The following is a 21,923-nucleotide window of genomic DNA, read 5'->3' as shown; positions in this document are numbered from 1 at the left end:
CCCCGGCCGCGGCGCCGCCGCCCGGGTCAGGTCAGGCCGTGCTGCCAGGCCCGGGCGGCGACCTCGACGCGGTTGCGGGCGCCGAGTTTGCGCTGGACGTTGCCGAGGTGGGTCTTGACGGTGGAGAGGGTGACGTGGAGGGCGGCGGCGACCTCGTCGTTGGTCAGCCCCCGGGCGACCATCGCGACGACGTCCCGTTCCCGCGGGGTGAGCGGCTCCTGGGGCGGGGGAGTGTCGGGGCCGCGGCGCCGGGGCCGCGCCGGCGGACGGGAGGCGAGGTCGCGCAGGAGCCGGGAGGCGACGGAGGGGGAGATCAGCGAGTCGCCCGCGGCCGCCGCGCGCACGGCCTCGATGAGCAGGGCGGGCGAGCAGTCCTTGAGGACGAAGCCGCAGGCGCCGTGGCGCAGCGCGCCGTGGACGTACTCGTCGAGGTCGAAGGTGGTCGCGATGACGACCTTGAGCGGGTGCTCGGCGTCGGGGCCGGCCAGCAGGCGGGTGGCCTCCAGGCCGTCGGTGCCGGGCATCCGGATGTCGAGCAGGCAGACGTCGGGGCGCAGCCGCAGGGCCTCGGCCACCGCCGTGCGGCCGTCCCCGGCCTCGGCGACGACCTCCATGTCCGGCTGGGAGTCGAGGATCATCCGGTACGCGGCGCGCACGGTGACCTGGTCGTCGGCGAGGAGGACACGGATGGTCATGCCGCCCATCCTGCCAGCTGTCACGAAGCGTGACGGGGGGCGCTTCGGCCGAGCGGGATCTCGGCGGCGACCTGCCAGCCGCCGACCGGGCCGGGCCCCGCGCTCAGCTCCCCGCCCAGCGCGTGCACGCGCTCGCGCAGGCCCGCGATGCCGAAACCGCCGCGGCCGCGGCCCGGTGACGGTTCGGCGGCGGGCCGGGGCGCGTCGTCGGTGACGCAGACCGTCAGGACGCCGGGGTCGCCGGCGGACAGCCGTACGTCGATGCCGGCGGTGTCCGCGCGGGCCGCGTGCTTGCGGATGTTGGTCAGCGACTCGCGGACGATGTGGTGGACGGCGGAGGCGATGTGGTCCGCCGGGGGCGTCGCGGTCAGCCGGGGGTCGAGGGTGAGGGAGACGGCCGGTCCGGCGGCGCGCAGTGCCGCGGCCAGGGCGGGCAGGGCGTCCAGGCCGGCGGGGGCGCAGAGCGGGGCGGGGCGGTCCGGGCGGCGCAGCAGCGCGACCATGGCCCGCATCGACTCGGTGGCCTGGGCGGCCGCGTCCTCGATGTCGGCCAGCGCCCGGTCCAGCACCTGCGGTGTCGGCGGGCAGCCCGCCGCCGTGGTGAAGCGCACCGCCTTGACCTGGGCGGTGACGGCGGTGACGTGGTGCCCGACGAAGTCGTGCAACTCGCGGGCGTACTCCAGCCGTTGGGCGTTCAGCCGGGCGTTCTCCTCCCGCCCCCGGGTGGTGTCGAGCAGCCGCAGGTACAGGCCGAGCACGACCGCCACCGGGGCGGCGAGCAGCAGGGCCGGCACGACGTACCGGCCCACGTGCACCCACTCGGAGCCGGGCAGCCGCAGGACGAGCAGCGGGGTGGCCAGCCAGGCGGCGGTGGCGAGCGGGAACAGGTGCCGGGGCGGCTGGTAGCGCACGGCCCGGGTGACGAGCAGCAGCAGGACGCCCATCTCCGTCAGGCCGAAGGTGACCTCGGGGCGGTGCCGCAGCTGGCCCGTGACGAGGGACAGGGCGATCGAGGCGGTCACCGCGGCCCACCCGGTGCGCACCAGGAGGCGGGGCGGCGAGAGCAGGGCCAGCAGGCAGAGCAGGCCGACCGCGACCGTCGCGAGGACCGTCGGCGCGAAGCCGGTGGCGAACGCCTCGGCGGTGACGGCGGCCGCGGTCGCGGCGGCGACCCCGATGGCCGGGCCGCGCCGCTCGGCGGCCCAGGAGGCGAACTCGGCGCGCGCCGGGAAGGTGATCATGGTCGTTCACGGTACGCGGCCCCGGGCGCCCCGGACCTCCACCGTTCGGCCGAGGCACCGCCCCCAGCCTCGGCCGAACGGCCGTTCCGCGCACCCCGCCCGCCCGGTGACGATCACTTGCACCACTTCCACCACTTCCACCACTTGCACCACTTCCACCGCCTCCACCGCTTCCACGGAAGCCGGACGCCCGTCCGGCCCGCCGGAAAGGACCCCGAACCGTGCACCGCCTCTCCCGCGCCCTGCGCCCCCTGTGGCGCGTCCCCGCCCTGCTGCTGGCCGACACCGTCGTGGCCGTCGCCGTGACCGTCCCCGTGCTCTGGGCCTACGGCCGCAACCGCCTGCGCCGGGCGGACCTCAGGAGCGGCGGGCGGGGGCGCAGGTAGCGGCAGCCGGGTGGCCGGTCGCGTGGGCCCCGGTCGGAGGATTCGGTTCCGGCGTGCAACCCTTGCGCCGTCGCGGCGGTGAGTAGGGCAGAGCGATGGCCCGGTCGGGCCGTCGCGCGGAACGTGAAGAGGAACTGGATGACCGCGAGGATACTGCCCGCCCCGGTGGAGGACCGGCCCCGGCCCGCCCCGCCCGCCGCGGGCGGCCCCGGCCTGCGGGAGCTCGACTTCGAGGGGTACGCCGCCTCGCGCTGGCCACGGCTGGTGCGCACCGCCTACCTGCTCACCGGCGACTACCACGAGGCCGAGGACGTCGTACAGGCGACGTTCGCGAAGGCCTTCCGGAACTGGCCCCGGATCAGCCGCCTCCAGGAACCGGACGCCTACGTCCACCGGGCCCTGGTGAACAACAACCTGAGCCGCCACCGGCGCCGCAGGGTCAGGCAGCTGCTCGTACCCGTCCTCCCCGAGCGGGCGCACACCCCGGGCGCCGACCACCGCGACGTCGAGGAGCGCTCGGTGCTGCTCCAGGCACTGGCCCAACTGCCCCAGCGCCAGCGGGCCGTGGTCGTCCTGCGCTACTGGGAGGACATGAGCGAGCAGCAGGTCGCCGAGATCCTCGGCTGCTCACTGGGCAACGTGAAGAGCCAGGCCAGCCGCGGCCTGGCGAAACTGCGCACCCATCCGGCGCTGGCCCCCTACGCGGGCGCCGGCGCTACGACGACCGACGGCACGAACGGAGACAACAGCTGATGGACACCGAGGACATGGTGCGCGGCGCCCTGCACGACGAGGCGTCCCGGCTCACGGTGGCCCACTGGTCCGCCGAGCCCGTACGGATCCACGCCCGCCGCCAGCGGCGGCGGATGGTGGTGGGCGCGTCGGCCGTGGCGGCCGCGCTCGCGGTGGCGGTCGGCACCGGCGCGGTGCTGTCCGCCCGGGACGGCGGCAGGGCCCTCGCCCCGGCCGCGGCCCCGGCCGCGCAGGCCCCGCTGCTCCCGGCGGGACCGGCCCCCGAGGCCGTCGTCGCCGAGCCCGGCCAGCAACTGCCGCTGGACCGCCCCGGCTGGTGGATGTCGTTGAAGGACCGGGAGATCTGCATCCACGACGCCTCCGTCCACGGCAGCGGCCCGGGCTGCGGCGGCTACTCCTGGGCGGCGAGCGCCACCACCGAGCTCACCATGCAGTACTACCGCAACCCCGCCCAGAACCAGGAGGGCCTGTACAACGTCGTCTACCACGGGCCCGGACAGGTCGCCCGGATGACCGTCGAACTCGACGGCCAGGCCCACTGGGCCACCGTCGCCTCGCTCCCCGGCACCCCGGGCTACGCCAGCGGCTACGCCTGGGCGTCCGCCCTCAAGCCCACCGGCTCCGAGAAGGGCCAGCCCCAGCCCCTCACCGGCATCAGGCTCGCCGCGTACGACGCCCAGGGGAACCTGCTGGCGAGCAAGACCCTGTAGCCCCGGCGGCGGTGTCTCCCGCGGCCGCTCCGCGGGAGACACCACCGGCCCTGGCCGGGCCCACCGGCCCGGGCCGGGCGTTTTAGGGTGGCGGACATGCCGCTCGTCGACGTGACCCACGCGCCCACCGTGCCCGAGTCCACCCTGCGCGAGCTGGGCTCGGTGCTGCCGCACCTGGTGTCCCTGGCCGTGGAGTGCCCCGAGGAGCCGTACGACGGGGACCTGCGACCCGGCGACGTCGAACTGCGCTTCCGGCCGCTGGGCCCGCTGGACCGCAGCGGCCTGGCGGTGGTGATCGAGGTCAAGTCGAAGTGGTTCGCCAGCCGCGCGGCCGACCGCCAGGAACGCGTGGACACCCTCCACGCGAACATCCGCGCCGCGACCGGGCTCACCGACTTCGGCGTCTACCTCTCGCTGCCCGTCGCCGCCTGGTCCCAAGGAGACTGACCCCTCCCGCCCGGGACCCCAGCCCCCTGCTCCAACTGCTGCGACCATGGGCCACATGCTGTCGCTGACGATGAACGACGCCGCCGCCCAGGCGCTCGGAGTGCACGACCACCCCGCCGCCCTGACGCCGCCCGGCGGCCTCGCCCCCGGCCTGCGCGGCCGCCTCGCCGACGGGATCACCCGCCGCGGAGCCGTCCTCACCTGGGCCGACTCGACGGCCGACGCCGGCGCCGCGCCCGCCGCCTTCACCGACCTCACCGCCTGGGAGTGCGCCGACAGCTCCTTCCACCTGGAGGACCACGTCCCCGTCGAGGTTCGGACCGTCGACGACGCCCCGCAGATCTCCGAGGACGGCCAACGGCTCCTCCTCCTGCACGGGATCGCCCTCGCCCTGGAGTTCCGCCGCCTCCTCACCGGAGCGGACCACCCGGGCCCGGTGCGCTGCATCGTCGCGGCCAACGGGACGAACGCCACGTTCAGGTTCCACCGGATCCGCGCGGGCCAGTCCTGGCACGACCCCGACCTCGACGGCTACCGGACGGACAAGCTGGTCGTCCTCGACCTCGCCCCGGCCGCCCGCTGACCCCCGCCCCCGAGCCCCGCCCCTGGTCCCCGAGCCCCTGGTCCCCGCCCCGACCCACCCGACGGCCGGGGTGCTAGAAATCCCCCGTGGACGAACACCCCGAACCCTCGACCCGGCGCGTCTTCGTGGCCCTGGCCCCACCCGACGACGCCAAGGACGAGCTGGCCCACGCCCTCCGCCCCGCCTACGCCGCCTACCCGCGGCTGCGGTGGAACCGGATCGAGGACTGGCACATCACCCTCGCCTTCCTCGGCGAACTGCCCACCACCGCCGTACCGCCGCTGCGCACCGCCCTGGCCGCCCTGGCCCCCGCGCACCCCGCCCCGCGCCTGGGCCTGCACGGCGGCGGCCACTTCGACGACCGCCTCCTGTGGGCCGACATCGACGGCGACCTCGAAGCCCTGCACCGACTCGCCACCGACGTCCGCACCCTGGCCAGGACCTGCGGCATCGACTTCCACGACCGCCCGCTGCGCCCCCACCTGACCCTGGCCCGGGCCCGCCGCGACGACCCCACCGGCGTCCCGCTGGCCGCGGCCGGCCTCACCGGCTTCCACGGCCGCCCCTGGCGGGCCGAACGCCTCCACCTGGTCGGCAGCAACACCGGCCGCGGCCCCGGCCCGATCCACTACCGCGACATCGAGGCCTGGCACCTGGGCACCGCCACCGGCAGCGCCCCTGACGAGCCGTAGCCGCCGAGCCGTAGCCGACGAGCTGCGGCCGACGAGTGGTCACCGTGCGCTCGCCCGTACGTCGATCGGATCTTCATCCGCATCGGCTAGCCTGCCCCCCGGCACCGCGGGTCCGCAGGTCATCCAGCGCTGACGGCCCGCCACCACGCCGCACGGCACCGCACGTTCCACGAGGGGGAAACCGATGTCCCGCACGACCCACCGCCGTACCGCCGCCACGCTCACCGCGGCCGCCACCACGGCCCTGCTCGCCCTCACCGGCACCGCCGCCACCGCGGCCACCGCCGCCGCACCGCTGTCCGGCACCGAGGCGACCATCGCCGTCGGCGCCCGGGGCGTCGTGCCGGTGGTCAGCCCCGACGGCGCCAAGGCCTACGTCGTGGTGACCGAGGCCGACAACACCTCCACCGTGAAGACGGTGGACACCCAGACCGGCGCCGTCACCGCCCGCCTGGCCCTGGGCACCCTCCAGTGGAGCGCCCACCCGGCCCTCAGCGCGGACGGCTCGCGCCTGTACGTCCTCGACGGCCAGCGCCTCAGCGTGGTGGACACCGCCACCCTGACCCTGCTCGCCACCCTCGCCCTGCCCGACCAGCCGCGCCCCGCCGGCTGGACCGCGGGCTCCACCTCCGGACTGGCCCTCAGCCCGGACGGTGCCACCCTGTACGTCTCCCAGAACGGCGCGACCTCCTACCGGCAGAACGGCCAGAGCCGGATCCTGGCCTTCGCCACCGCGCAGCGGGCCTTCACCGCATCCGTCCAGGTCCAGGCCCCCTACGTCGGCGCCCCCGCGGCCCGCCCGGGCACCGGCGACGTGTACGTCGGCACCAGCCAGGGCGTGGTCCACGTGGCCGCGGCCGCCACCGCGCCGACCGTGGCCGGCACCGTCCAGGGCACCGCCACGAACCTGGACTACAACCTGGCGTTCACCCCCGACGGCAAGCGCCTGTTCGGCCTCGCCGAACTCGGCAGCGGCGCCAGCACCGTCATCGACCCGGCCACCGACACCGTCACCACCACCTTCCACCCCGCCACCGGCAGCGACGCCCTGGAGAACCCGCAGGTCAGCGCCGACGGCACCCGGCTCTACCTCGCCGACAGCAACTACGGCACGAGCAGCACCTCCGTCCTCGCCCTCGACACCGCCACCGGCGCCCCCGTCCCCGCCGACAGCGCCGGCGACCTCGACGAGGACGGCCTCACCGGCCTGGCGCTGGGCCCCGACGGCCACACCTTCTACGTGGGCGGCACCGCCGGCCAGAGCGCCAACCTCCAGATCGTCGCCCACTGACGGAGCGTCGGACCGTCCAGGCCCGACGGCCCCCGCCCGCCGGGCGGGGGCCCGGTCCCGTCCCCGCACCGACCGCACCGACCGCACCGACCGCACCGACCGTGCCGACCGCGCCGTACCCCTGGACAGCGGCGGGGGAGTGGGCCACGCTTCACCCCCATGAACGCCCCGCAGCCCCCGCACCGCCCCGGCGCCGCCGGCCCCGGTGCCGCCCGCACCGCGCTCCTGCGGGCGGTGACCGAGGTCGGCGACGAGGCCCCCGCCCTGCTGGCCGGCTGCGACGGGGGAACCCCCGTCCCCGGATCCACCTGGACGGTCGCCGAAGCCGCCGCCCACCTCGCGATGGCCAACGAGCTGATGGCCGCCCTGGCCGCCGGCGGGCAACGGCCCTACGGCGACGGCACCCCCGGCTCGCTGGCCGCCGCGAACGCGGCCGCCCTGGCCGCCCGGCCCGAACGCGACCCGGCCGTCCTCGCCGCGCAGATCGCCGAGCGGGCACGGGAGTTCACCGCGGCGGCCACCCCGCGCCCCGGCACCGCCCCGGTGACGACCCCGCTCGGCGCGATGGACCTGGACGCCCTCACCGCCTACCTGCTGACCCACATGCTGGCCCACCTCTACGACATCGCCCGCGCCCTCGGCCGCCCGCACCCGCTGGACCGCCGGCGCGTCGCGCTGACGCTGCCCTTCCTGCGAACCGCCATGCCGTGGGTGGTCGACCCCCGCGCCGCGGCCGGCCACAACGCCTGCTACCGCCTGCGGATCCGCGGCCTGGAAGGCTTCGCGGTGACCTTCGCGGACGGCGCCGCCACGGTGAGCCCGCAGCCGCCGCGCCGCCCGGACTGCACGATCCTCACCGAGCCGGTGGCGTTCTTCCTCATGGCCCTGGGCCGCCTCGGCGCCACCGACGCCCTGCTGCGCGGCAAGGTCCTCGCCTGGGGCCGCCGCCCCTGGCTGGCCCCGGCCTTCCCCGCCCTGTTCACCGCCCCCTGAACCCCGCCCCGCCGGGAAGGACCGCTCGGTGGGGGAGGGTTCCTCCGATCCGTGCGAGTGACCTTCTGATGACGGTCCGTCATGACAGGATCGGTGCGGGTCGACACGGCGTCGACCGGAAGGAGAAGGAGGAGACATGAGCGAGGACAACGAGGCGACGACGTCCGCCGAGGACAAGGCCCCGGCCAAGGGCTACGCGGGCACCGAGATCAAGATCGAGGGCGAGGACCACATCATCATCCGCGAGGACGAGGTCCCGGTGGCCGACACCGAGTGAGGCGCCCGCGCCCGTGCCCGCGGGTCGGTGCGGTCGGTGCGGGCCGCTCCTCCCGCCGGGTGTTCCCGGCGCCCGGCGGCGGGGTCAGTCCGGCAGGCCCTTGAAGCCGGCGAGCAGTTCTCTCAGGGCCCGCTGTGCGGCCGGGTAGGCCTCCTCGGCGGCCGGGGCACCGGGGGAGGCGTTCGTCGGGGTGCGGTTCCCGCCGACCCTGACCATTTCGACCAGGACCCGGCCGTTGGTGCCGTAGAACACCGCCTCGCCGTAGTCCACGTCCACCGGGCCCGACGCGGGGGAGGCCCGCAGGTCGCCGTCGGGCACCAGCTTCCCGTCCGGGCCGATGGTCCAGCCGGGGCCCGCGGGCGGGGTGGTGGCGCCCGGGGCGGCGGACACCGACCGGGTGAGCACGGCCACGCCCGGGCCCTCCGTCCCGGTGGTGATCCCCACGGTGGTCGCCACCGGCACGGTGGACCGCGAGCGGGGGTCGTCGGGCGCGACCGTGCGCGGCTCGCACGCCCGGCCGGCCGTCACCACGTCGGCGAGCAGCTTCGTGCTGTCCGTGCCGCGCGCGAGCACGTACACGCTCGCCCACATCCCGTCCGCCGCGGCGGGCACCCGCAGCTCGTACAGGGCCGGCACGGGCACCGTCGGAGCCCCGGTGCGGACCTTGTCGTCGATCCGCACACCGGCCCGCGGCGCCTCCAGCCGGCAGGGCGAGAGCGCCAGCGGCTTGCCCGGCCCGGGCCGCAGCACCTCGCCGCCGCGCAGCCCCGCCGTGCCGGACAGGTACACCGACTCGACGATCTGCCGCAGGTGGCCGGAGCCGAGCTCGGTCCCCTCGACCTCCTCGGCCCCGCCGCCCGCGCCCGCTCCGGCACCGGCTCCGGTACCCGCGCCCGCCGGGGTGCTCGCGGCCGTGTCCGCCGCCGGGGCGCCCGCCCCCGAACACCCGCCCAGCCCCGCACAGGTGATCGCCAACACCGTTGCCGCCCACAGGCGTTCGGTCATTCGCATGCCCAGCACGGTACCGTCGCCACCCGCCCGCCGTACGGCCAACGCCCAAGCGGACCGCCCGGCCCGTGGCCGACCGCGGCCGCCCGCCCGACTTGCGGGCCGCCGGGCCCGGAGAGGTGATGGGAGGGGGCGCGTACCGAACCCGTACCGAGCCCGTACCCGACCAGGGGCCGTCCGGCCGAGGAGGATCCCCATGTCGCACCACAAGTCGAACAAGGACGTCGAGGGCGATCCCGACACCGGCCACGGCCGCGGCCTGCCCCGGCGCCCCGACGAGGCCGAGCTGGAGGAGCGCACCGAGGAGGACCGCGAGGAGGTCGGCCTGCCGCCGGACGGCGAGGAGGACGAGGAGGGGCGCAGGTAGCGGCCCCGCCCCGCCCTGCCGGGCCGCACCGGCCCGTGGGCGGGCGGTGTCAGGCCGGGGGGACGAGGCGGTTCTCGTAGGCGAAGACCACGGCCTGGATCCGGTCGCGGAGTTCGAGCTTGTGCAGGATCCGCCCCAGGTGGGACTTCACGGTCGCCTCCGCGAGGTACAGGGCGGCCGCGATCTCGGCGTTGGACAGGCCGAGGCCCACCTGGAGGAGCACGTCGCGCTCGCGGGCGCTGAGCCGGCCCAGCCGCTCGTCCCGGCCGCTGCCGTTGCCGCTGCCGCTGCCGTTGCCGGGGCCGGTGCGGGTGCCGTCGGGCAGGTGCGGGCGGAAGTCCTCCAGCAGGCGGCGGGTGATCCGCGGGGAGAGCGCCGCGTCACCCGCGGCCACGTTGCGTATCGCGGTGAGGAGCTCCTCGGGCCTGGTGTTCTTCAGCAGGAAGCCCGAGGCCCCGGCGCCGAGGCCGGCGAAGGCGTACTCGTCCAGGTCGAAGGTGGTGAGGATCAGCACCCTGCTCCGCGGGGAGGCCAGGGTGATCTGCCGGGTCGCCTCGATCCCGTCGGTCCCGGGCATCCGGACGTCCATGAGGACGACGTCGGGCCGCAGCTCCCGGGCGAGGCGTACGGCCTGGGCGCCGTCCGCGGCCTCGCCCACCGGTGCCATGTCGGGCTGGGCCTCCAGGATCGTGGCGAAGGCCATCCGGAGCAGCGCCTCGTCGTCGGCGATCAGGATGCGGATCGTCATGCGGGCACGGCTCCGTCGCCGTCGAGGAGGAGGCGGGTGTGCACGCCCCAGCCGCCGCCCGGGAGCGGTCCGGCCCGCAGCGTCCCCCCGTAGGCGGCGCAGCGCTCGCGCATGCCGGGGATGCCGTGGCCGGGCGCAGCGGCCCCCGCCCCGGTCCTGCCCCCGGAGGCGGTTCCGGTCCCGGGGTCGGGGCGGGAGGCGGTTCCGGGGCCGCTGTCGGTGACGTCCACGGTCACGGTCGCGGCCGAGCACCGGACCTGGACCTCGGCGCGGGTGCCGGCGGGGGAGTGTTTGAAGGTGTTGGTCAAGGCTTCCTGCACCAGGCGGTAGACGGTCAGTTGGGCGGTGGCGGGCACGTGGGCGTGGCCGCCCCGCAGTTCGACCCGGGTCGCCAGCCCGGCGGCGCGCATCCGCTCGGCCAGGGCCTCCAACTGGGCGAGGCCGGGCAGCGGGTGGCGCTGCGCGTCCGGTTCGTCGGTGCGCAGGATGCCCAGCGAGCGCCGCATGTCGGTCAGGGCCTGACGGCCGGTCTCGGAGGCCTGGACCATCGCGGCGGTGGCCCGCTCGGGCGAGCGGTGCTGGGCGTGGACGGCGGCGTCGGTGAGCGCGACCATGACGGACAGGTTGTGGGTGACGATGTCGTGCACCTCCCGGGCGATGTGGGTGCGCTCCTCGGCGACGGCTAGTCGCGCCTGCTGGTCCTGCTGGCGTTCCAGGTGCGTGGCCCGTTCCTCCAGCGCCGCGAGGTAGGCGCGGGTGGTGCGCGCGTTCGCGCCCAGCGCCGCGGCGGCGACGACCGCCGCGCTCAGTGCGACGAAGGGCGCCAGGAACGCGCCTTCCGTCGCCCAGCGCAGGCACGCCAGCAGCGCCCCGCCCTCCACCACGGCGCCGGCGAGGAGCGCGTCGCGCCGGCCCGCGTGCGCGGCCACCGCGTGCAGGGCCACCAACAGGCAGACATCGGCGGGGAGTTGGACGCCCGCCAGCCACTGGACGAAGGCCGCGCCGGCCACGGCGCCGAACACCGCACGCGGGGCCCGGTGCCGCCACACCAGGGGCAGCGCGAGGGCCACCGTGAGGGCCGCGGCCACCGGGAACTCCCGCGGCGCGCGGGTGGCCGCGACATGGAGCAGCAGCAGCGCGAGCGGCAGCGACTCCCGTACGGCGGGCGGCGGTCGGAGGCCGCGCAGCCGCGTGCTCCCCACCGCTCGCACCACCCGGCCCGGGCCGGACTGCGCGGCCGCCTCGGTCATCCCCACGTTCCCCACATCCCTGTCGGCGTCGGTCCCGACGGTCCTGTTGAATGCGCCGTGCCCGCTGAGCGCGCCACGCCACGGTAGGCCGCGGGGGCGGCGGCGCACATGAGTCCGCCGTCTGACGGCACCACCGGCCCTGTACGACCACAGGAGGAGTGCGGTACCTCCTGCGGTCGCAGTGCACCCGCCCGTGCGGCGTGCCCGGTTGCGACCGCGGTGGCAGGCGAGGGCGACCGGGGGGCGACCGGGGGTCGATGCGGCGCCCGGTGCCCCGCCCCGACGATGGCGGCGTGACCGAGATCATCACGGGACTGTCCATGTCCCCTCCCGAGTTCCTCGCCGTGCTGGGCGCCCTCGCGCTGGTGGTGGCGCGCTGGCTTCCCCCCGCCGCCCGACCGCGCGTCACCGTCGCGGCGGTGGCGGTCCTCGTCCTGGCCACGGCGGTGCTGGGCGTGGTGGGGCTCCGCTGGCAACTGCTGCCGGTGCTGGCCGGGGCCGCCCTCGCGCTGCCCTTCGCCCTCGCCCCCCTGCTGCGACGGCTCCGCCGCATCCACCGCTTTGCCGCCGACCCCGCCACCGACCCCGGCGACCCCGCCGCCCCCGGCCGGCCCGGGTGGCGGGCCCGGTGGTGGCTGGCGCTGCCGGGCTCGGCGGCCTGCGTGGGCCTGATCGCGGCGGGGCCGGTGGCCGCCTGGGCCTTCCCGGTGCCCGTGTTCCCCGAGCCGTCGGGCCCCTTCGCGGTCGGCACCCGGGTGGTGCAGTGGACCGACCCCCAGCGCCCCGAGACCTTCACCGCCGACCCCGACGACCGGCGCACCGTCGTCGTCCAACTCTGGTACCCCGCACGGAAGAGCCCCGCGGACGCGCCGCGGGCCCAGTACCTCGGGCGCACCGAGCAGGAGGCGCGCACCGTCTCCGACGCCCTCGCCCACGGCGTCGGCCTGCCCGGCTTCCTGGTCGACGGCGTCCCGCGGGCCCGCACCCACGCGGTCTTCAACGCCCCCGTGTCCGGCGGGGACGAGCGGTTCCCGGTCGTCCTGTTCTCCCCCGGGGCGGGCGGGGTGCGCACCCAGAACACCGCCTGGGCGGAGGAACTGGCCAGCCACGGCTACGTGGTGGCCGGCCTCGACCACCCGTACGACTCCGCCGCCGTCGTCCTCGACGACGGCCGCACGATCCGCACCGCGACCACCTCCTCCGGCGACCGCGACACCGACGAGCAACTCGCCGCCGGCTGGACGGCCGTCCGCGCCGCCGACCTCGGCTTCGCCCTCACCCAGCTGGAGAACCTGGACCGGAGCGGGAGCAGCGACCCGCTGGCCGGACGCCTGGACACCGGCAAGGTCGCCGCCACCGGCCACTCCATGGGCGGCGCCGCCGCCCTCCAGGCGGCCCGCCAGGACCCCCGGATCGACGCCGTCATCGACCTGGACGGCTTCCCCCACGGCCCCACCACCCCCGCCCTCCACCAGCCGGTGCTCGCGCTCACCCAGGCCGTCACCCCCGGCACCGACCCGCGCTACCTGCCCCGCCTCACCGAGGCCCTCGCCCTCGACACCGCGACCGGCTACCGCCTCACCGTCCCCGGCGCCGCCCACCTCACCTTCATGGACGGCCCGCTGTACCTGCCACCGGTGCCCCAGATCGTCGGCTCCCTGGGCCGCACCGCGAGCCCGCACCTCGTCGCCGCGACCACCCTGGCCTTCCTGGACACCACCCTGCGCCACGCGCCCGGCGACCTGGCCGGCACCCTGTCGGCGTACGGCAGCCTCAGCGTCCACCGCCCGGACGGCCACCCCTGACCGGTCCGCGCGGCCTGGCCCCGCCCCCGCCCCGGCAGGACAGCGGGGCGGGGGCGGGGCCGGGCACCGGGGCGTCAGTTCGCCCCGCCCCCGGGCTCCCCGGCCGCCCCGTACTGCCGGTGCACGTCCAGGTAGGGCAGCCGCACCCGCTCCCGCCACTCGGCCACCTGCGCGTGCGCGGCCGGCCGCACCGCCGCCGCCTCGGCCGCGTCCTCGACCCAGCCGTACGGGTACGGGCTGCCCAGGGCCACCGCCGCCACGGCCAGGTAGCGGGCCATCGCCGCGTCGTCCCCCACCGCCAGGGTCTCCACCTCGCCCCGGTCGAGCGCGATGCCGATCTCCCAGGCCCCCTGCGCCGTCCGCCGCGCGTCCCAGCCGCGCACCCACTGCACCCGCTCCGCCGTGACCTCACCGCCCGGCCGGGGCTCCAGCCCCGCGTCCCGCAGCGCGGGCACCACGGCGGCGGGGGAGTCCCAGGGGATCGGCAACCCCGCGCTCACCGCCACACCGAGCACCGTGCGGCACGGGTACGGCGTACCGCAGCACGCACAGCGCGGCTGCTGAGACCCGGCGTCACCCCCCTGCGCCCGGGCGGGCTCGTGCGACTGCACCACGCCACCCAGCAGGTACTGGTGCAGGCCGACCGGCTGCCCCGCCTCCTTCGAGTCCCGCAGGAGCAACTGCAACAGCCGGTGGAACAGCCGCCCGGCCTCGTAGCCGCCCAACGGCGGCACCGGCACCGTCACCTGCGCCGGCACCTGAACCACACCGTCACTTCCCTGCCCGTCACGACCCATGCGGGCGAGCCTAGGGCCCGTCTTCGACCTTCCGCCGCCCGGCCCGGCGCGCTACCGGCCGGCCGCACCGGCCGCCTCCAGCACCTGCGTCACCAGGGGGACATCGGCCTTGGGGATCAGGATCACGTGCTGCGCCCCGTCCGCCACCAGGTCGAAGCGCGCCATCTTCGGGTGCGGGGCCTTCTGCCCCGACGCCGACAGGCCGAACGGCCCCCGGAGGGCGACGTCCTCGCCGGTGCGCCGGTTGCGCCAGGCCACCGAGCCGGCCGTGAGGTGCAGGTAGCCGGAGGCCGTGTGCGCAACGGTGCGGCCCTTGCCGATCGGCAGCATCCTGACCGTGCCCAGCGTCGAGCTCGAACAGGCCACCTGCAAGGTGGTGCCCGCCCGGAGGTCGGCCAGGTCCTTCTCCGTGCTCGCCCGGCGCAGGCCGACCATCGACAGCAGGACGTCGGAGAAGGTTCTGGTGCCCGCCGCGCGGCGGATGTCGGTCGTCATGGCGCAGATCCTCCCAGGTGACCCCGGCAGGCCCGTGACCAGGGGGGTTGTTTGTTCCGGAGGGTTTCGTCCCGGCGGGTGGGGACGGGCCGTCACGCGAAGCGTGAGCTGCGCACCGGCCCGGCGGAAGCCACCCGGTCGCGCGGACCGGCGGCGGGCCAGCCGACCGCGCGGGCGGCGAAGGCCGTGAGGACCGCGTCCGGGTCGGCCGGGGTCCCGCCGTCGCCCTCCGGCGCCTCCGGGGCGGCGGCGAGGATCGCCTCGGCGAGCTCCTCGGCCGAGCGCCGGTCGGGCCCGGCCTCCGCCGGTTCGCCGTCCTCGCCGAACTGCAGGCCCGGCTCCCACGGGGCGTTCACGATCTGCCCCAGCAGGGTGGAGACATCGGCCGTCACGGCGGGCGGGTCCGTCCAGCAGGTGGCGTGCTCGAAGAGCAACTGGCCCTCCGCGCGCTCGTTCAGCTGCGCCACCACGGCGGGATCGCACTCGTTCAGGTCGTACGCGACCACCAGCGCACCCGGCGTACCGGGCCGGAACGGCGCCGCCGGCACCCCGAGCAGCCGCGCCGCGGCCAGCCCGAGCGCCCGGCTGCCCCGGTCGGCCAGCAGCGCGACCGAGTCGGGCGTGCGACCGGTGGCGGCCAGGACGGCGCGCAGCCGCTCCAGACCGTGGTGGCAGTGCCCGAAGTCGTCCTGGAGGTAGGCCCAGCGGCCGGTCATGCCCTGCTCGAAGCCGTGCGGCGAGAGGGTGGTGAGCAGGCCGCCGGTGAGCACGTAGTGCCAGCCCCGCAGGTCCCGCCCGTCCACCGGCGGCAGCTCCGCGGCCCGCTCCAGCATCCGCCCGACCCGCTGCCCCGGCCCCACCCAGATCCCCTCGGGGGCCGACATCGCCCCGAACACCTCACGGGCCAGCGGTATCCGTCCGTCCATCAGGGCGTTGTAGACCGTCAGGTACCGGTCCGGCCAGTCGCCGAGCCGCTCGTCGTGCTCACGCAGCACGGCCAGTGCCTCGCCGTGCCGCTCGCAGCCCTCCAGGGCCGACACCAGCTCCAGCAGCACCTTGCGCAGCCCGAGCTGCGGGGCGGCCTGCGACTTGGCCCTGCGGCGGAACAGGCCGGTGCGCACCGCGGCGGCCGGCGGCGCCTGGACCAGCCGCAGCGCCTCCCGCAGCGCGGGGACGGCCACCGCGTCGATGCCGCGCTCGACGCAGGCGTAGCCGTAGTCGTAGAGCCGCTCGGCGTCCCCGGGCCGGGCCGCCAGCGCCGTCGAAGCCTGCGCCAGGTCCTCGAAACCGGCGCCCCGGGCCAGCCCGGCCAGCAGCGGCGCGACCTCGGCGGGCGGGAGCCGGTCCGCAGCGGAGCGCAGCACCCGCATCGACCCCTGCGGGTCGCCGGACTCGAAGAGCTCCCGGGCTTCGGACAGTTCGCTGGTCATGGGTCTCCGGAGGTCAGAGGGCGTGCAGGACCCCAGGATGATCCTCGACCGACCACCACCCGGGCAACCCGGTTTCCGCCGCCGGACGGGAACGCGAGCTCAGGGCCTCGGCGTCCAGCCGGGGGGCGTGAGGGCGGTGTCGGCGAGGATCCGTTCGACCGTCCCGTCGAGGGTGCTGCCCTGCCCGATGACCCGCTCCAGCCCGCCCGGCAGGAAGTCGCGGGCCCGGTACCAGCCGGCCATCTGCTCGGGGGAGAACTCCGCGGCCATCGGGCGGGTGGCGTGCCGTCGCACGGTCTCGTCGAAGTCGACGTCCAGGTAGTAGAGGAAGCTGCGACCGCGGTGCTCCGCGGCGAGCCGGGTCAGCATCGCGCCGTAGCGGTCGGCGGCGAGGATGCCCTCGACCACGACGTGGAACCCGTGGTCGAGGGCGTGCCGCGCCACCAGGTCGATCAGGCCGATGTTCGCCCCGCCGACGACGTCCCGCTCGCGCAGCACGGTGCGCCGCAGCACGTCCTGGCCCACCACCGCGACGCCCCGGCCGTAGGCGGCGCGCAGCCGCGCCGCGACGCTCGACTTCCCGGCCCCGCTCGGACCGCGCACCACCACCAGCACGGTGTCCGCACGGCCCGTCCCGCACCGCACCGGACCATCCTCAAGTTCCGCCACGGCACAAGAGCATGATCAACCGTCAGCCCTTCGCGCAACGACCCCACCACCCCGACCGCGGCCGGGCCAACTCCCCCCCCGGGCGCTAGCCTGTTCCGCATGCCGACCAGCCGCCCCGCCAACCCGGGCCCCACCCTCCGCGACCGCCTGCTCGCGTTCGGCTCGCTGCCCGCGGCGGCGGCCGTGCTCACCGGCGTGAACGCCCTCTGCCAGCTCCTCGTGGTCTTCGGGAACGTCACCGACTTCGCCACCAACCAGCACTTCGTCCAGCACGTGCTGGCGATGGACACCACCTTCCGGGACCGGGACCTGATGTGGCGCTCCATCACCTCGCCCGGCCTGCAGAACGCCGCCTACGTGGCGATCATCGCCTGGGAGGCGCTGAGCGCCCTGGCGCTGACGGCGGGAACGCTCGCCTGGTGGCTTCGGCCGGAGGCGGCGCGCCGCCTCAGCACCCTCGGCCTGCTGCTGATGCTGCTCCTCTTCGGGGCCGGATTCATCGGGATCGGCGGCGAGTGGTTCGCCATGTGGCAGTCGAAGGCCTGGAACGGCCTGGACGCGGCGATCCGCAACGTCACCCTGGCCGGACTGGCCCTGGTGGTGGTGAACCTGCCGCACCCCCGCACCCCTTCCGCCCCGCCGGAGTGAGACACCCCCGGAGCCCGCGAACGCCCCGCCCGCCCGCTTTCCTGCGGGGGAGGGACGGCCGGGCGGCGCGCCGCAGGCGGTGCGGGGGCGGCTCGGCGGTGGGCGTCAGCATGGCCGGCATGAAGACCGTTCTGCGCTGCGCGGGCGCCCTCCTGCTGGCTGCGGGTCCGATCGGCCCGGCCGCCTCGCCCTCCCGGGCCGAGGCCGCCGCGGACTGGGCGGTGCTCGCGCCCGGCGTCGGCTACCGGGAGCTGACGGTGCCCACCCCGCACGGCCGGGCGCGGGTGTACGCCGTGCGGGCCGACCTGCGCGCGCCCGGTGTGCGGGCGGACCTGCTGTTCCCCGGCGCGGTGGCGGCCCGGGCGCCGCTGACCGCGCTGGTCGGTGCGAGCGGTGCGGTGGCGGCGGTCAACGGGGACTTCTTCGACATCAGCGAGGAACAGCACCCGGGGGTGCCGGCCACCGGGGCGCCGTCCGGGCCGGAGGTGTACCGGGGGCGGGCGTTGAAGGCGGCGGTGCCGTCGGCGCAGCGGTTCGGGTGGCGGCCGCCGCCGGGGGAGACCGACCGGGACGTGCTCGGGGTCGGGGCGGACGGGGTGGCCCGGCTGGGGCGCCTGGTGCTGCGGGGCGGTGTGCGGGCCGCGGGCGGGGTGTGGCCGGTGGGCGGGCTGAACCAGTACGCCCTGCCGGTCGGTTCGATCGGGGTGTTCACGCCGGAGTGGGGCGAGGTCTCCCGGGCCCGCGCGGCGTGCGGGAACGACGAGTCGCGCGCGGCCCCCTGCACGGCGGACACCTGGGAGGTGACGGTCCGCCGGGGCCGGGTGGCCGCGACCTCCCCGACCCCGGGCGCGGGCCCGATCCCGGCGGGCAGCACCGTGCTGCTGGGCCGCGAGGCCGGCGCCCGGGTGCTGGCGGGCCTGCCCGTCGGCACCCCGGTCGCGGTGGACCACCGCCTCGTCCCGGACACTCCGGTGCCCTTCCGCTTCGCGCTCGGCGCCTACCGGCTGCTGCGCGACGGGCAGGAGCCGGCGGGCCTGGACGCCACGACCGCCGAGCCGCGCAGCGCGGTCGGCCTCGCGGACGGCGGGCGGGTGCTGACGCTGCTGTCCACGGACGGGCGCGAGGGCACCTCCACCGGCCTGACGCTCACCGAGCTCGCCCGGGTGCTGCGCGGGCTCGGCTGCCCGGACGGCGCCTACCTGGACGGCGGCGCCTCCGCCACCCTCGTCACCCGCGACCCCGCCACCGGCGGGCCCACCGTGCGCAACCACCTCGACCACGGCCTGGAACGCAGGATCCCCAACGCCCTCGGCGTCTTCGCCGCACGGCCCGGCGTGCGGCCCGCTCCCGGTATCGCGGCGCGGGCGGCCGACAGCGGCGGCTAGCCGGCTAACAACAGCCGTGGGCCACCGCCGCCCCGACGACCCCCTCCGCCGTCCCGGCCGCCTCCGCCGCCCCGACGGCCTCCTCCTTCTCGGCGATGCGGCCGCGCAGCATCGCGTCCATGACCGCCATGTACCGCTGGGTGCGGGGGCCGCCGAGCAGGAAGGGGTTGGCGGCCCCGGGCGGCTGGTGCCGCAGCTGCTCGGCCCGTTCCAGGCCGTGGTCGTTCGGGTGGTTGGAGAGCTCGACCTCCACGTTCGCCCGGCGCATGACGGCCCGGAAGGAGTGGACGGAGGCGAGGAAGGTGCGCAGCTCGGCGACCGTCGAGGGCGGCTTGAGACCGCCCCACAGCATCGCGCTGTGGTGCCGGCGCCCCGCCCGGACCGGGATGACCGGGGAGACGGTGCCGGGGGTGTGGCCCGGGGTGTGGTGCAGTTCGATCGTCGTGCCGCCGAGGGTGAGCTGCGCGCCGTCCGCGATGTCGAGGTCGCGGGCGGGGGCGTCGGCAGGGCGGGTGCGGGCCAGGAGGTCCCAGTCGGCCGCGGACATGTGCACCCGGGCGCCGTAGCGGTCGGCGAGGGTCTGCGCGCCGCCGAAGTGGTCCGGGTGGCCGTGGGTCACGACGATGTGCCGGATCGCCGTCGGGTCGGCGCCGACGGCCCGCAGCCCGGGGACGATGAGATCCTCGGCGTCGGCGGGCGAGGTGAGCGCGTCGATCAGCACGATGCCGTCGTCCGTCAGCACCGCCATCGCCGAGACCCAGCCCGCGCTCAGCAGCACGAGGTTGTCGAACAGTCTGACGGGCGGGGGCGCGGGCAGCTGGGGGAGGGCGGAGCCGGGTGTCAGCGCCGTCACCAGGGCCCGCAGCACGGGGTCGTCACCGGCCAGGCGGCGCGCCCGCTCGTCGTGCGCGCAGGCGGCGGACGGCGCCTTCGCCGCAGGGCGCGGGCCGGACGGTGCCTTCGCCGACGTTCCGGTGGCGGCCGAGGCCGGGCCCGGCAGGGCGGCCGGCGCGGCCCCGGCGGCGATACCGAGGACGGCGAGCTGGGCGAGCCGGCGCCGGGTGTAGTCGGCCTCCGTCGCGGCGCGGCGGGTGGGGCGGATCATCGCGGTCGGGCTCCTGGTCGGTCGGGAAGGGACGTTCCTGCGCACGTCAGCCGAGGGTGTTGACGACGGTCTTCGTCGCCTCGGCGAGCAGGGCGTCGTCGGACTTGGCGCCCGCCTTGCCGCGGTCGGACAGGACGACGATCACGATCGGGGCGCGCCCGCCCGACGGCCACGCCACCGCGGCGTCGTTGCGGGTGCCGTAGCCCGCGTTGCCGGTCTTGTCGCCGATCCGCCAGTCGGCGGGCACCCCCGCGCGGACGTACGGGCCGCCGGTCGTGTTGCCGACCAGCCAGTCCGTCAGCAGAGCGCGCCGGTCCTGCGGGAGGAGGTCGCCGAGCACGTAGCGGCGCAGGTCGCCGGCGAACACCCGCGGCGTGCTGGTGTCGCGGGTGTCGCCCGGGGTGGCCTCGTTCAGGGTGGGCTCGGTGCGGTCGACGCTGGTGGTCGAGTCGCCCAGGTCCCGCAGGGACTTCTGGACGGCCGCCGGGCCGCCGAGTTCGGCGACGACCAGGTTGGCCGCCGTGTTGTCGCTGTACTGGATGGAGGCGGAGGCCAGGTCCCGCAGCTTCATGCCGGTGGCCACGTGCTGCGAGGCGACCGGCGCCCACTCCAGCACGTCCTCCTGACGGTAGGACACGACCTTGTCCAGGTCCGCGTCGGACGCCGTCCGCAGCAGCGCCCCGGCGGCCAGCGACTTGATCGTGGACGCGTACGCGAACCGCTCGTCGGCCCGGTGGGCGACCTCCCGGCCGCTGCCGGTGTCCACCGCGAACACGCCGAGCCGGGCGCCGAAGCGCTGCTCCAGCGCCGCGAAGGAGGCCTCCGCCGCATCGGCCGGGGCCGCCCCGGCCACCGGTACCGCCGTCACGGCGGAGGCCGCCGTACCGGAGGCCGTCGAGGCGCCGCCCGCCCCGCCGCACCCGCCGACCAGCGCGGCCACCAGCAGGGCCGCAGCGGGCAGCGCGACGCGGGGACGGGGGCGGCGGGGGCGGTGGAGGTCGGACGTCATCAGTGCTCTCCCAGGTGGTTCGTACCGTCACGGTCGCGCCGATGCGGTCGCGCCGTCGCGCTCAGCCAACCAGGCCGCCGACCCTCCAGTCCAAGACCGCAATCGTGAAGGAGGCGATAAGAAAACACCTATGATGGCTGGCCATGGACCTGCTGGGGCACCTCCGCCACTTCCGCGCCGTCGCCGAGGAACGGCACTTCGGCCGCGCCGCCGAGCGCCTGCGGATCGCCCAGCCCTCGCTCTCCCAGCGGATCCAGCGCCTCGAACGCGAACTCGGCGTCACCCTCTTCGACCGCGGCCCGCGCGGCGTCGACCTCACCCCGGCGGGCCGGCTGCTGCTCGCCGAGGCCGAGGAGACCCTGGACAGCGCCGCCCGCCTCCTGGCCACCGCCGCCGACCTGCGCAGCGGACGGGCCGGCACCCTGCGCGCGGCCGTCCCGCCCGACCTCGGGCCGGCCACCCTCGCCGCGCTGCTCACCGGCTTCGAGGCCGCCTCCCCGGGCACCCGGCTCGAACTGCGCGAGGTGCCCGTCACGGCCGTGGTGCGCGAACTCGCCCAGCACACCGTCGACGTCGCCGTCGTGCGCCACCCCTGCCCGGCCGACGGACTGGCCTTCGGCCCCGTCCTGCACCAGCCGCTCGGCGTCCTGCTCGCCGACCGCAGCCCGTACGCCGACCGCCCGGAGCTCGCGGTGGCCGACCTCACCGGCCTGCGCCTGGTGCTCTTCCCGCGCGCCACCGCCCCGGCCCTGTACGACGAGGTGCTCACCACCCTGACCAGGCACGGCTGCACCCCCGAGGCCGTCGTCGACCCGCCGGGGCCCGACGTCGCGGGCGCGCTCGTGCTCACCGGCAGCGCCATCGCCCTGGTGCCGCGCACCGCGCCGCCACCGGGTACAGTCTGGCGTCCGCTCACCGGCACCCCGCTGGCCTGGCGGACCTCCACGGCCTGGCCGGCCGGGCGGGGCGGGCCCGCCGTCCGCCTGTTCGCCCACACCGCCCACGAGGCGCTGACCGGACCGGGCGGCCTGCTGCCCCCACCGCCCCACCGCCCGCTCTACCCCCGGCCCGCAATGGAGTTCCCGCTGTGACCAGCGACCGCACCGGAGCCGAGCGCCCGACCGCCGACCGTACGGCCG

25 protein-coding genes are annotated in these 21,923 nt (G+C 76.6%); 14 read left to right on the top strand and 11 right to left on the bottom strand.

Annotation, left to right across the window (positions count from 1 at the left end; all coding sequences use genetic code 11):
- Positions 1 to 26: 26 nt before the first annotated feature.
- Together ACFY2K_RS13280 and ACFY2K_RS13275 are read right to left on the bottom strand one after the other, a co-directional pair.
- On the bottom strand, positions 27 to 704 hold the full coding sequence (locus ACFY2K_RS13280; RefSeq protein ID WP_375896939.1) for a response regulator: 678 nt from the start codon (positions 702 to 704) through the stop codon (positions 27 to 29).
- Between the two features lie 11 nt (positions 705 to 715).
- Positions 716 to 1,936 (bottom strand): sensor histidine kinase, encoded by a 1,221-nt coding sequence (locus ACFY2K_RS13275; RefSeq protein WP_380640016.1) that lies wholly within the window; start codon positions 1,934 to 1,936, stop codon positions 716 to 718.
- Positions 1,937 to 2,157: 221 nt separating this feature from the next.
- On the opposite strand from ACFY2K_RS13275, the gene ACFY2K_RS13270 reads away from it, so the two are divergent.
- From ACFY2K_RS13270 to ACFY2K_RS13230, 9 genes are all read left to right on the top strand, one after another.
- Positions 2,158 to 2,322 (top strand): hypothetical protein, encoded by a 165-nt coding sequence (locus ACFY2K_RS13270; protein ID WP_380587480.1) that lies wholly within the window; start codon positions 2,158 to 2,160, stop codon positions 2,320 to 2,322.
- 138 nt (positions 2,323 to 2,460) lie between these two features.
- Positions 2,461 to 3,075, top strand: a complete 615-nt coding sequence (locus ACFY2K_RS13265; protein ID WP_380525337.1) for a SigE family RNA polymerase sigma factor — start codon at positions 2,461 to 2,463, stop codon at positions 3,073 to 3,075.
- A complete protein-coding gene (locus ACFY2K_RS13260) occupies positions 3,075 to 3,785 on the top strand; it encodes a hypothetical protein (RefSeq protein ID WP_380525339.1) in 711 nt (236 codons plus the stop codon). Before ACFY2K_RS13265 ends, ACFY2K_RS13260 begins: the two co-directional genes overlap by 1 nt.
- Positions 3,786 to 3,881: 96 nt before the next feature.
- Entirely contained in the window at positions 3,882 to 4,232 is a 351-nt protein-coding gene (locus tag ACFY2K_RS13255) for a hypothetical protein (RefSeq protein WP_380525341.1), read from the top strand.
- 55 nt (positions 4,233 to 4,287) lie between these two features.
- A complete protein-coding gene (locus tag ACFY2K_RS13250; RefSeq protein WP_380525342.1) occupies positions 4,288 to 4,815 on the top strand; it encodes a hypothetical protein in 528 nt (175 codons plus the stop codon).
- An 86-nt stretch (positions 4,816 to 4,901) separates the two neighbouring features.
- Positions 4,902 to 5,507 (top strand): RNA 2',3'-cyclic phosphodiesterase, encoded by a 606-nt coding sequence (gene thpR / locus ACFY2K_RS13245; RefSeq protein ID WP_380525343.1) that lies wholly within the window; start codon positions 4,902 to 4,904, stop codon positions 5,505 to 5,507.
- A gap of 184 nt (positions 5,508 to 5,691) precedes the next feature.
- A complete protein-coding gene (locus tag ACFY2K_RS13240) occupies positions 5,692 to 6,798 on the top strand; it encodes a hypothetical protein (protein ID WP_387711310.1) in 1,107 nt (368 codons plus the stop codon).
- Between the two features lie 159 nt (positions 6,799 to 6,957).
- Positions 6,958 to 7,791 carry a maleylpyruvate isomerase family mycothiol-dependent enzyme gene (locus ACFY2K_RS13235; protein WP_387711308.1) on the top strand — a complete coding sequence of 278 codons (834 nt, stop codon included), beginning with the start codon at positions 6,958 to 6,960 and terminating at the stop codon, positions 7,789 to 7,791.
- Positions 7,792 to 7,927: 136 nt separating this feature from the next.
- Positions 7,928 to 8,068: a hypothetical protein gene (locus ACFY2K_RS13230; RefSeq protein ID WP_380525347.1), complete on the top strand. Its 141-nt coding sequence runs from the start codon at positions 7,928 to 7,930 to the stop codon at positions 8,066 to 8,068.
- An 84-nt stretch (positions 8,069 to 8,152) separates the two neighbouring features.
- Here the strand turns inward: ACFY2K_RS13230 and ACFY2K_RS13225 are convergent, their stop codons facing one another.
- Entirely contained in the window at positions 8,153 to 9,079 is a 927-nt protein-coding gene (locus tag ACFY2K_RS13225) for a hypothetical protein (protein ID WP_387711306.1), read from the bottom strand.
- Between the two features lie 193 nt (positions 9,080 to 9,272).
- Between ACFY2K_RS13225 and ACFY2K_RS13220 the strand changes: the two genes are divergently transcribed.
- Complete coding sequence (locus ACFY2K_RS13220) at positions 9,273 to 9,443, top strand: hypothetical protein (RefSeq protein ID WP_375894974.1); 171 nt, start codon at positions 9,273 to 9,275, stop codon at positions 9,441 to 9,443.
- Between the two features lie 49 nt (positions 9,444 to 9,492).
- Here the strand turns inward: ACFY2K_RS13220 and ACFY2K_RS13215 are convergent, their stop codons facing one another.
- Positions 9,493 to 10,191: a response regulator gene (locus ACFY2K_RS13215; RefSeq protein WP_387711304.1), complete on the bottom strand. Its 699-nt coding sequence runs from the start codon at positions 10,189 to 10,191 to the stop codon at positions 9,493 to 9,495.
- Positions 10,188 to 11,441 (bottom strand): sensor histidine kinase, encoded by a 1,254-nt coding sequence (locus ACFY2K_RS13210; RefSeq protein ID WP_387711302.1) that lies wholly within the window; start codon positions 11,439 to 11,441, stop codon positions 10,188 to 10,190. Before ACFY2K_RS13210 ends, ACFY2K_RS13215 begins: the two co-directional genes overlap by 4 nt.
- A 257-nt stretch (positions 11,442 to 11,698) precedes the next feature.
- Between ACFY2K_RS13210 and ACFY2K_RS13205 the strand changes: the two genes are divergently transcribed.
- On the top strand, positions 11,699 to 13,246 hold the full coding sequence (locus tag ACFY2K_RS13205) for an alpha/beta hydrolase family protein (protein ID WP_387711300.1): 1,548 nt from the start codon (positions 11,699 to 11,701) through the stop codon (positions 13,244 to 13,246).
- 74 nt (positions 13,247 to 13,320) lie between these two features.
- Here the strand turns inward: ACFY2K_RS13205 and ACFY2K_RS13200 are convergent, their stop codons facing one another.
- From ACFY2K_RS13200 to ACFY2K_RS13185, 4 genes are all read right to left on the bottom strand, one after another.
- Positions 13,321 to 14,013: a hypothetical protein gene (locus ACFY2K_RS13200; protein WP_380525353.1), complete on the bottom strand. Its 693-nt coding sequence runs from the start codon at positions 14,011 to 14,013 to the stop codon at positions 13,321 to 13,323.
- Positions 14,014 to 14,094: 81 nt separating this feature from the next.
- The gene (locus ACFY2K_RS13195) at positions 14,095 to 14,538 is read right to left on the bottom strand and encodes a hypothetical protein (protein WP_380525354.1); all 444 of its coding nucleotides are present in this window, start codon (positions 14,536 to 14,538) and stop codon (positions 14,095 to 14,097) included.
- Between the two features lie 92 nt (positions 14,539 to 14,630).
- Complete coding sequence (locus ACFY2K_RS13190) at positions 14,631 to 15,968, bottom strand: tetratricopeptide repeat protein (protein WP_380640032.1); 1,338 nt, start codon at positions 15,966 to 15,968, stop codon at positions 14,631 to 14,633.
- A 99-nt stretch (positions 15,969 to 16,067) separates the two neighbouring features.
- Complete coding sequence (locus ACFY2K_RS13185; protein ID WP_380587453.1) at positions 16,068 to 16,613, bottom strand: AAA family ATPase; 546 nt, start codon at positions 16,611 to 16,613, stop codon at positions 16,068 to 16,070.
- 123 nt (positions 16,614 to 16,736) lie between these two features.
- On the opposite strand from ACFY2K_RS13185, the gene ACFY2K_RS13180 reads away from it, so the two are divergent.
- Complete coding sequence (locus ACFY2K_RS13180) at positions 16,737 to 17,285, top strand: DUF2165 domain-containing protein (protein ID WP_387711298.1); 549 nt, start codon at positions 16,737 to 16,739, stop codon at positions 17,283 to 17,285.
- 119 nt (positions 17,286 to 17,404) lie between these two features.
- Positions 17,405 to 18,670: a phosphodiester glycosidase family protein gene (locus tag ACFY2K_RS13175; protein WP_387711296.1), complete on the top strand. Its 1,266-nt coding sequence runs from the start codon at positions 17,405 to 17,407 to the stop codon at positions 18,668 to 18,670.
- 4 nt (positions 18,671 to 18,674) lie between these two features.
- Here the strand turns inward: ACFY2K_RS13175 and ACFY2K_RS13170 are convergent, their stop codons facing one another.
- Positions 18,675 to 19,775 (bottom strand): MBL fold metallo-hydrolase, encoded by a 1,101-nt coding sequence (locus ACFY2K_RS13170; protein ID WP_380532032.1) that lies wholly within the window; start codon positions 19,773 to 19,775, stop codon positions 18,675 to 18,677.
- Positions 19,776 to 19,821: 46 nt separating this feature from the next.
- Positions 19,822 to 20,784: a class A beta-lactamase gene (bla, locus tag ACFY2K_RS13165; protein WP_387711294.1), complete on the bottom strand. Its 963-nt coding sequence runs from the start codon at positions 20,782 to 20,784 to the stop codon at positions 19,822 to 19,824.
- A 143-nt stretch (positions 20,785 to 20,927) separates the two neighbouring features.
- On the opposite strand from bla, the gene ACFY2K_RS13160 reads away from it, so the two are divergent.
- Complete coding sequence (locus ACFY2K_RS13160; protein ID WP_375895017.1) at positions 20,928 to 21,875, top strand: LysR family transcriptional regulator; 948 nt, start codon at positions 20,928 to 20,930, stop codon at positions 21,873 to 21,875.
- Positions 21,876 to 21,923 lie beyond the last annotated feature (48 nt).

The organism is Kitasatospora sp. NPDC001309, assembly GCF_042896295.1.
Lineage (GTDB): Bacteria > Actinomycetota > Actinomycetes > Streptomycetales > Streptomycetaceae > Kitasatospora.
Note: the sequence above shows the minus strand (reverse complement) of the source record. Positions and strands in the feature narration are given on the sequence as shown.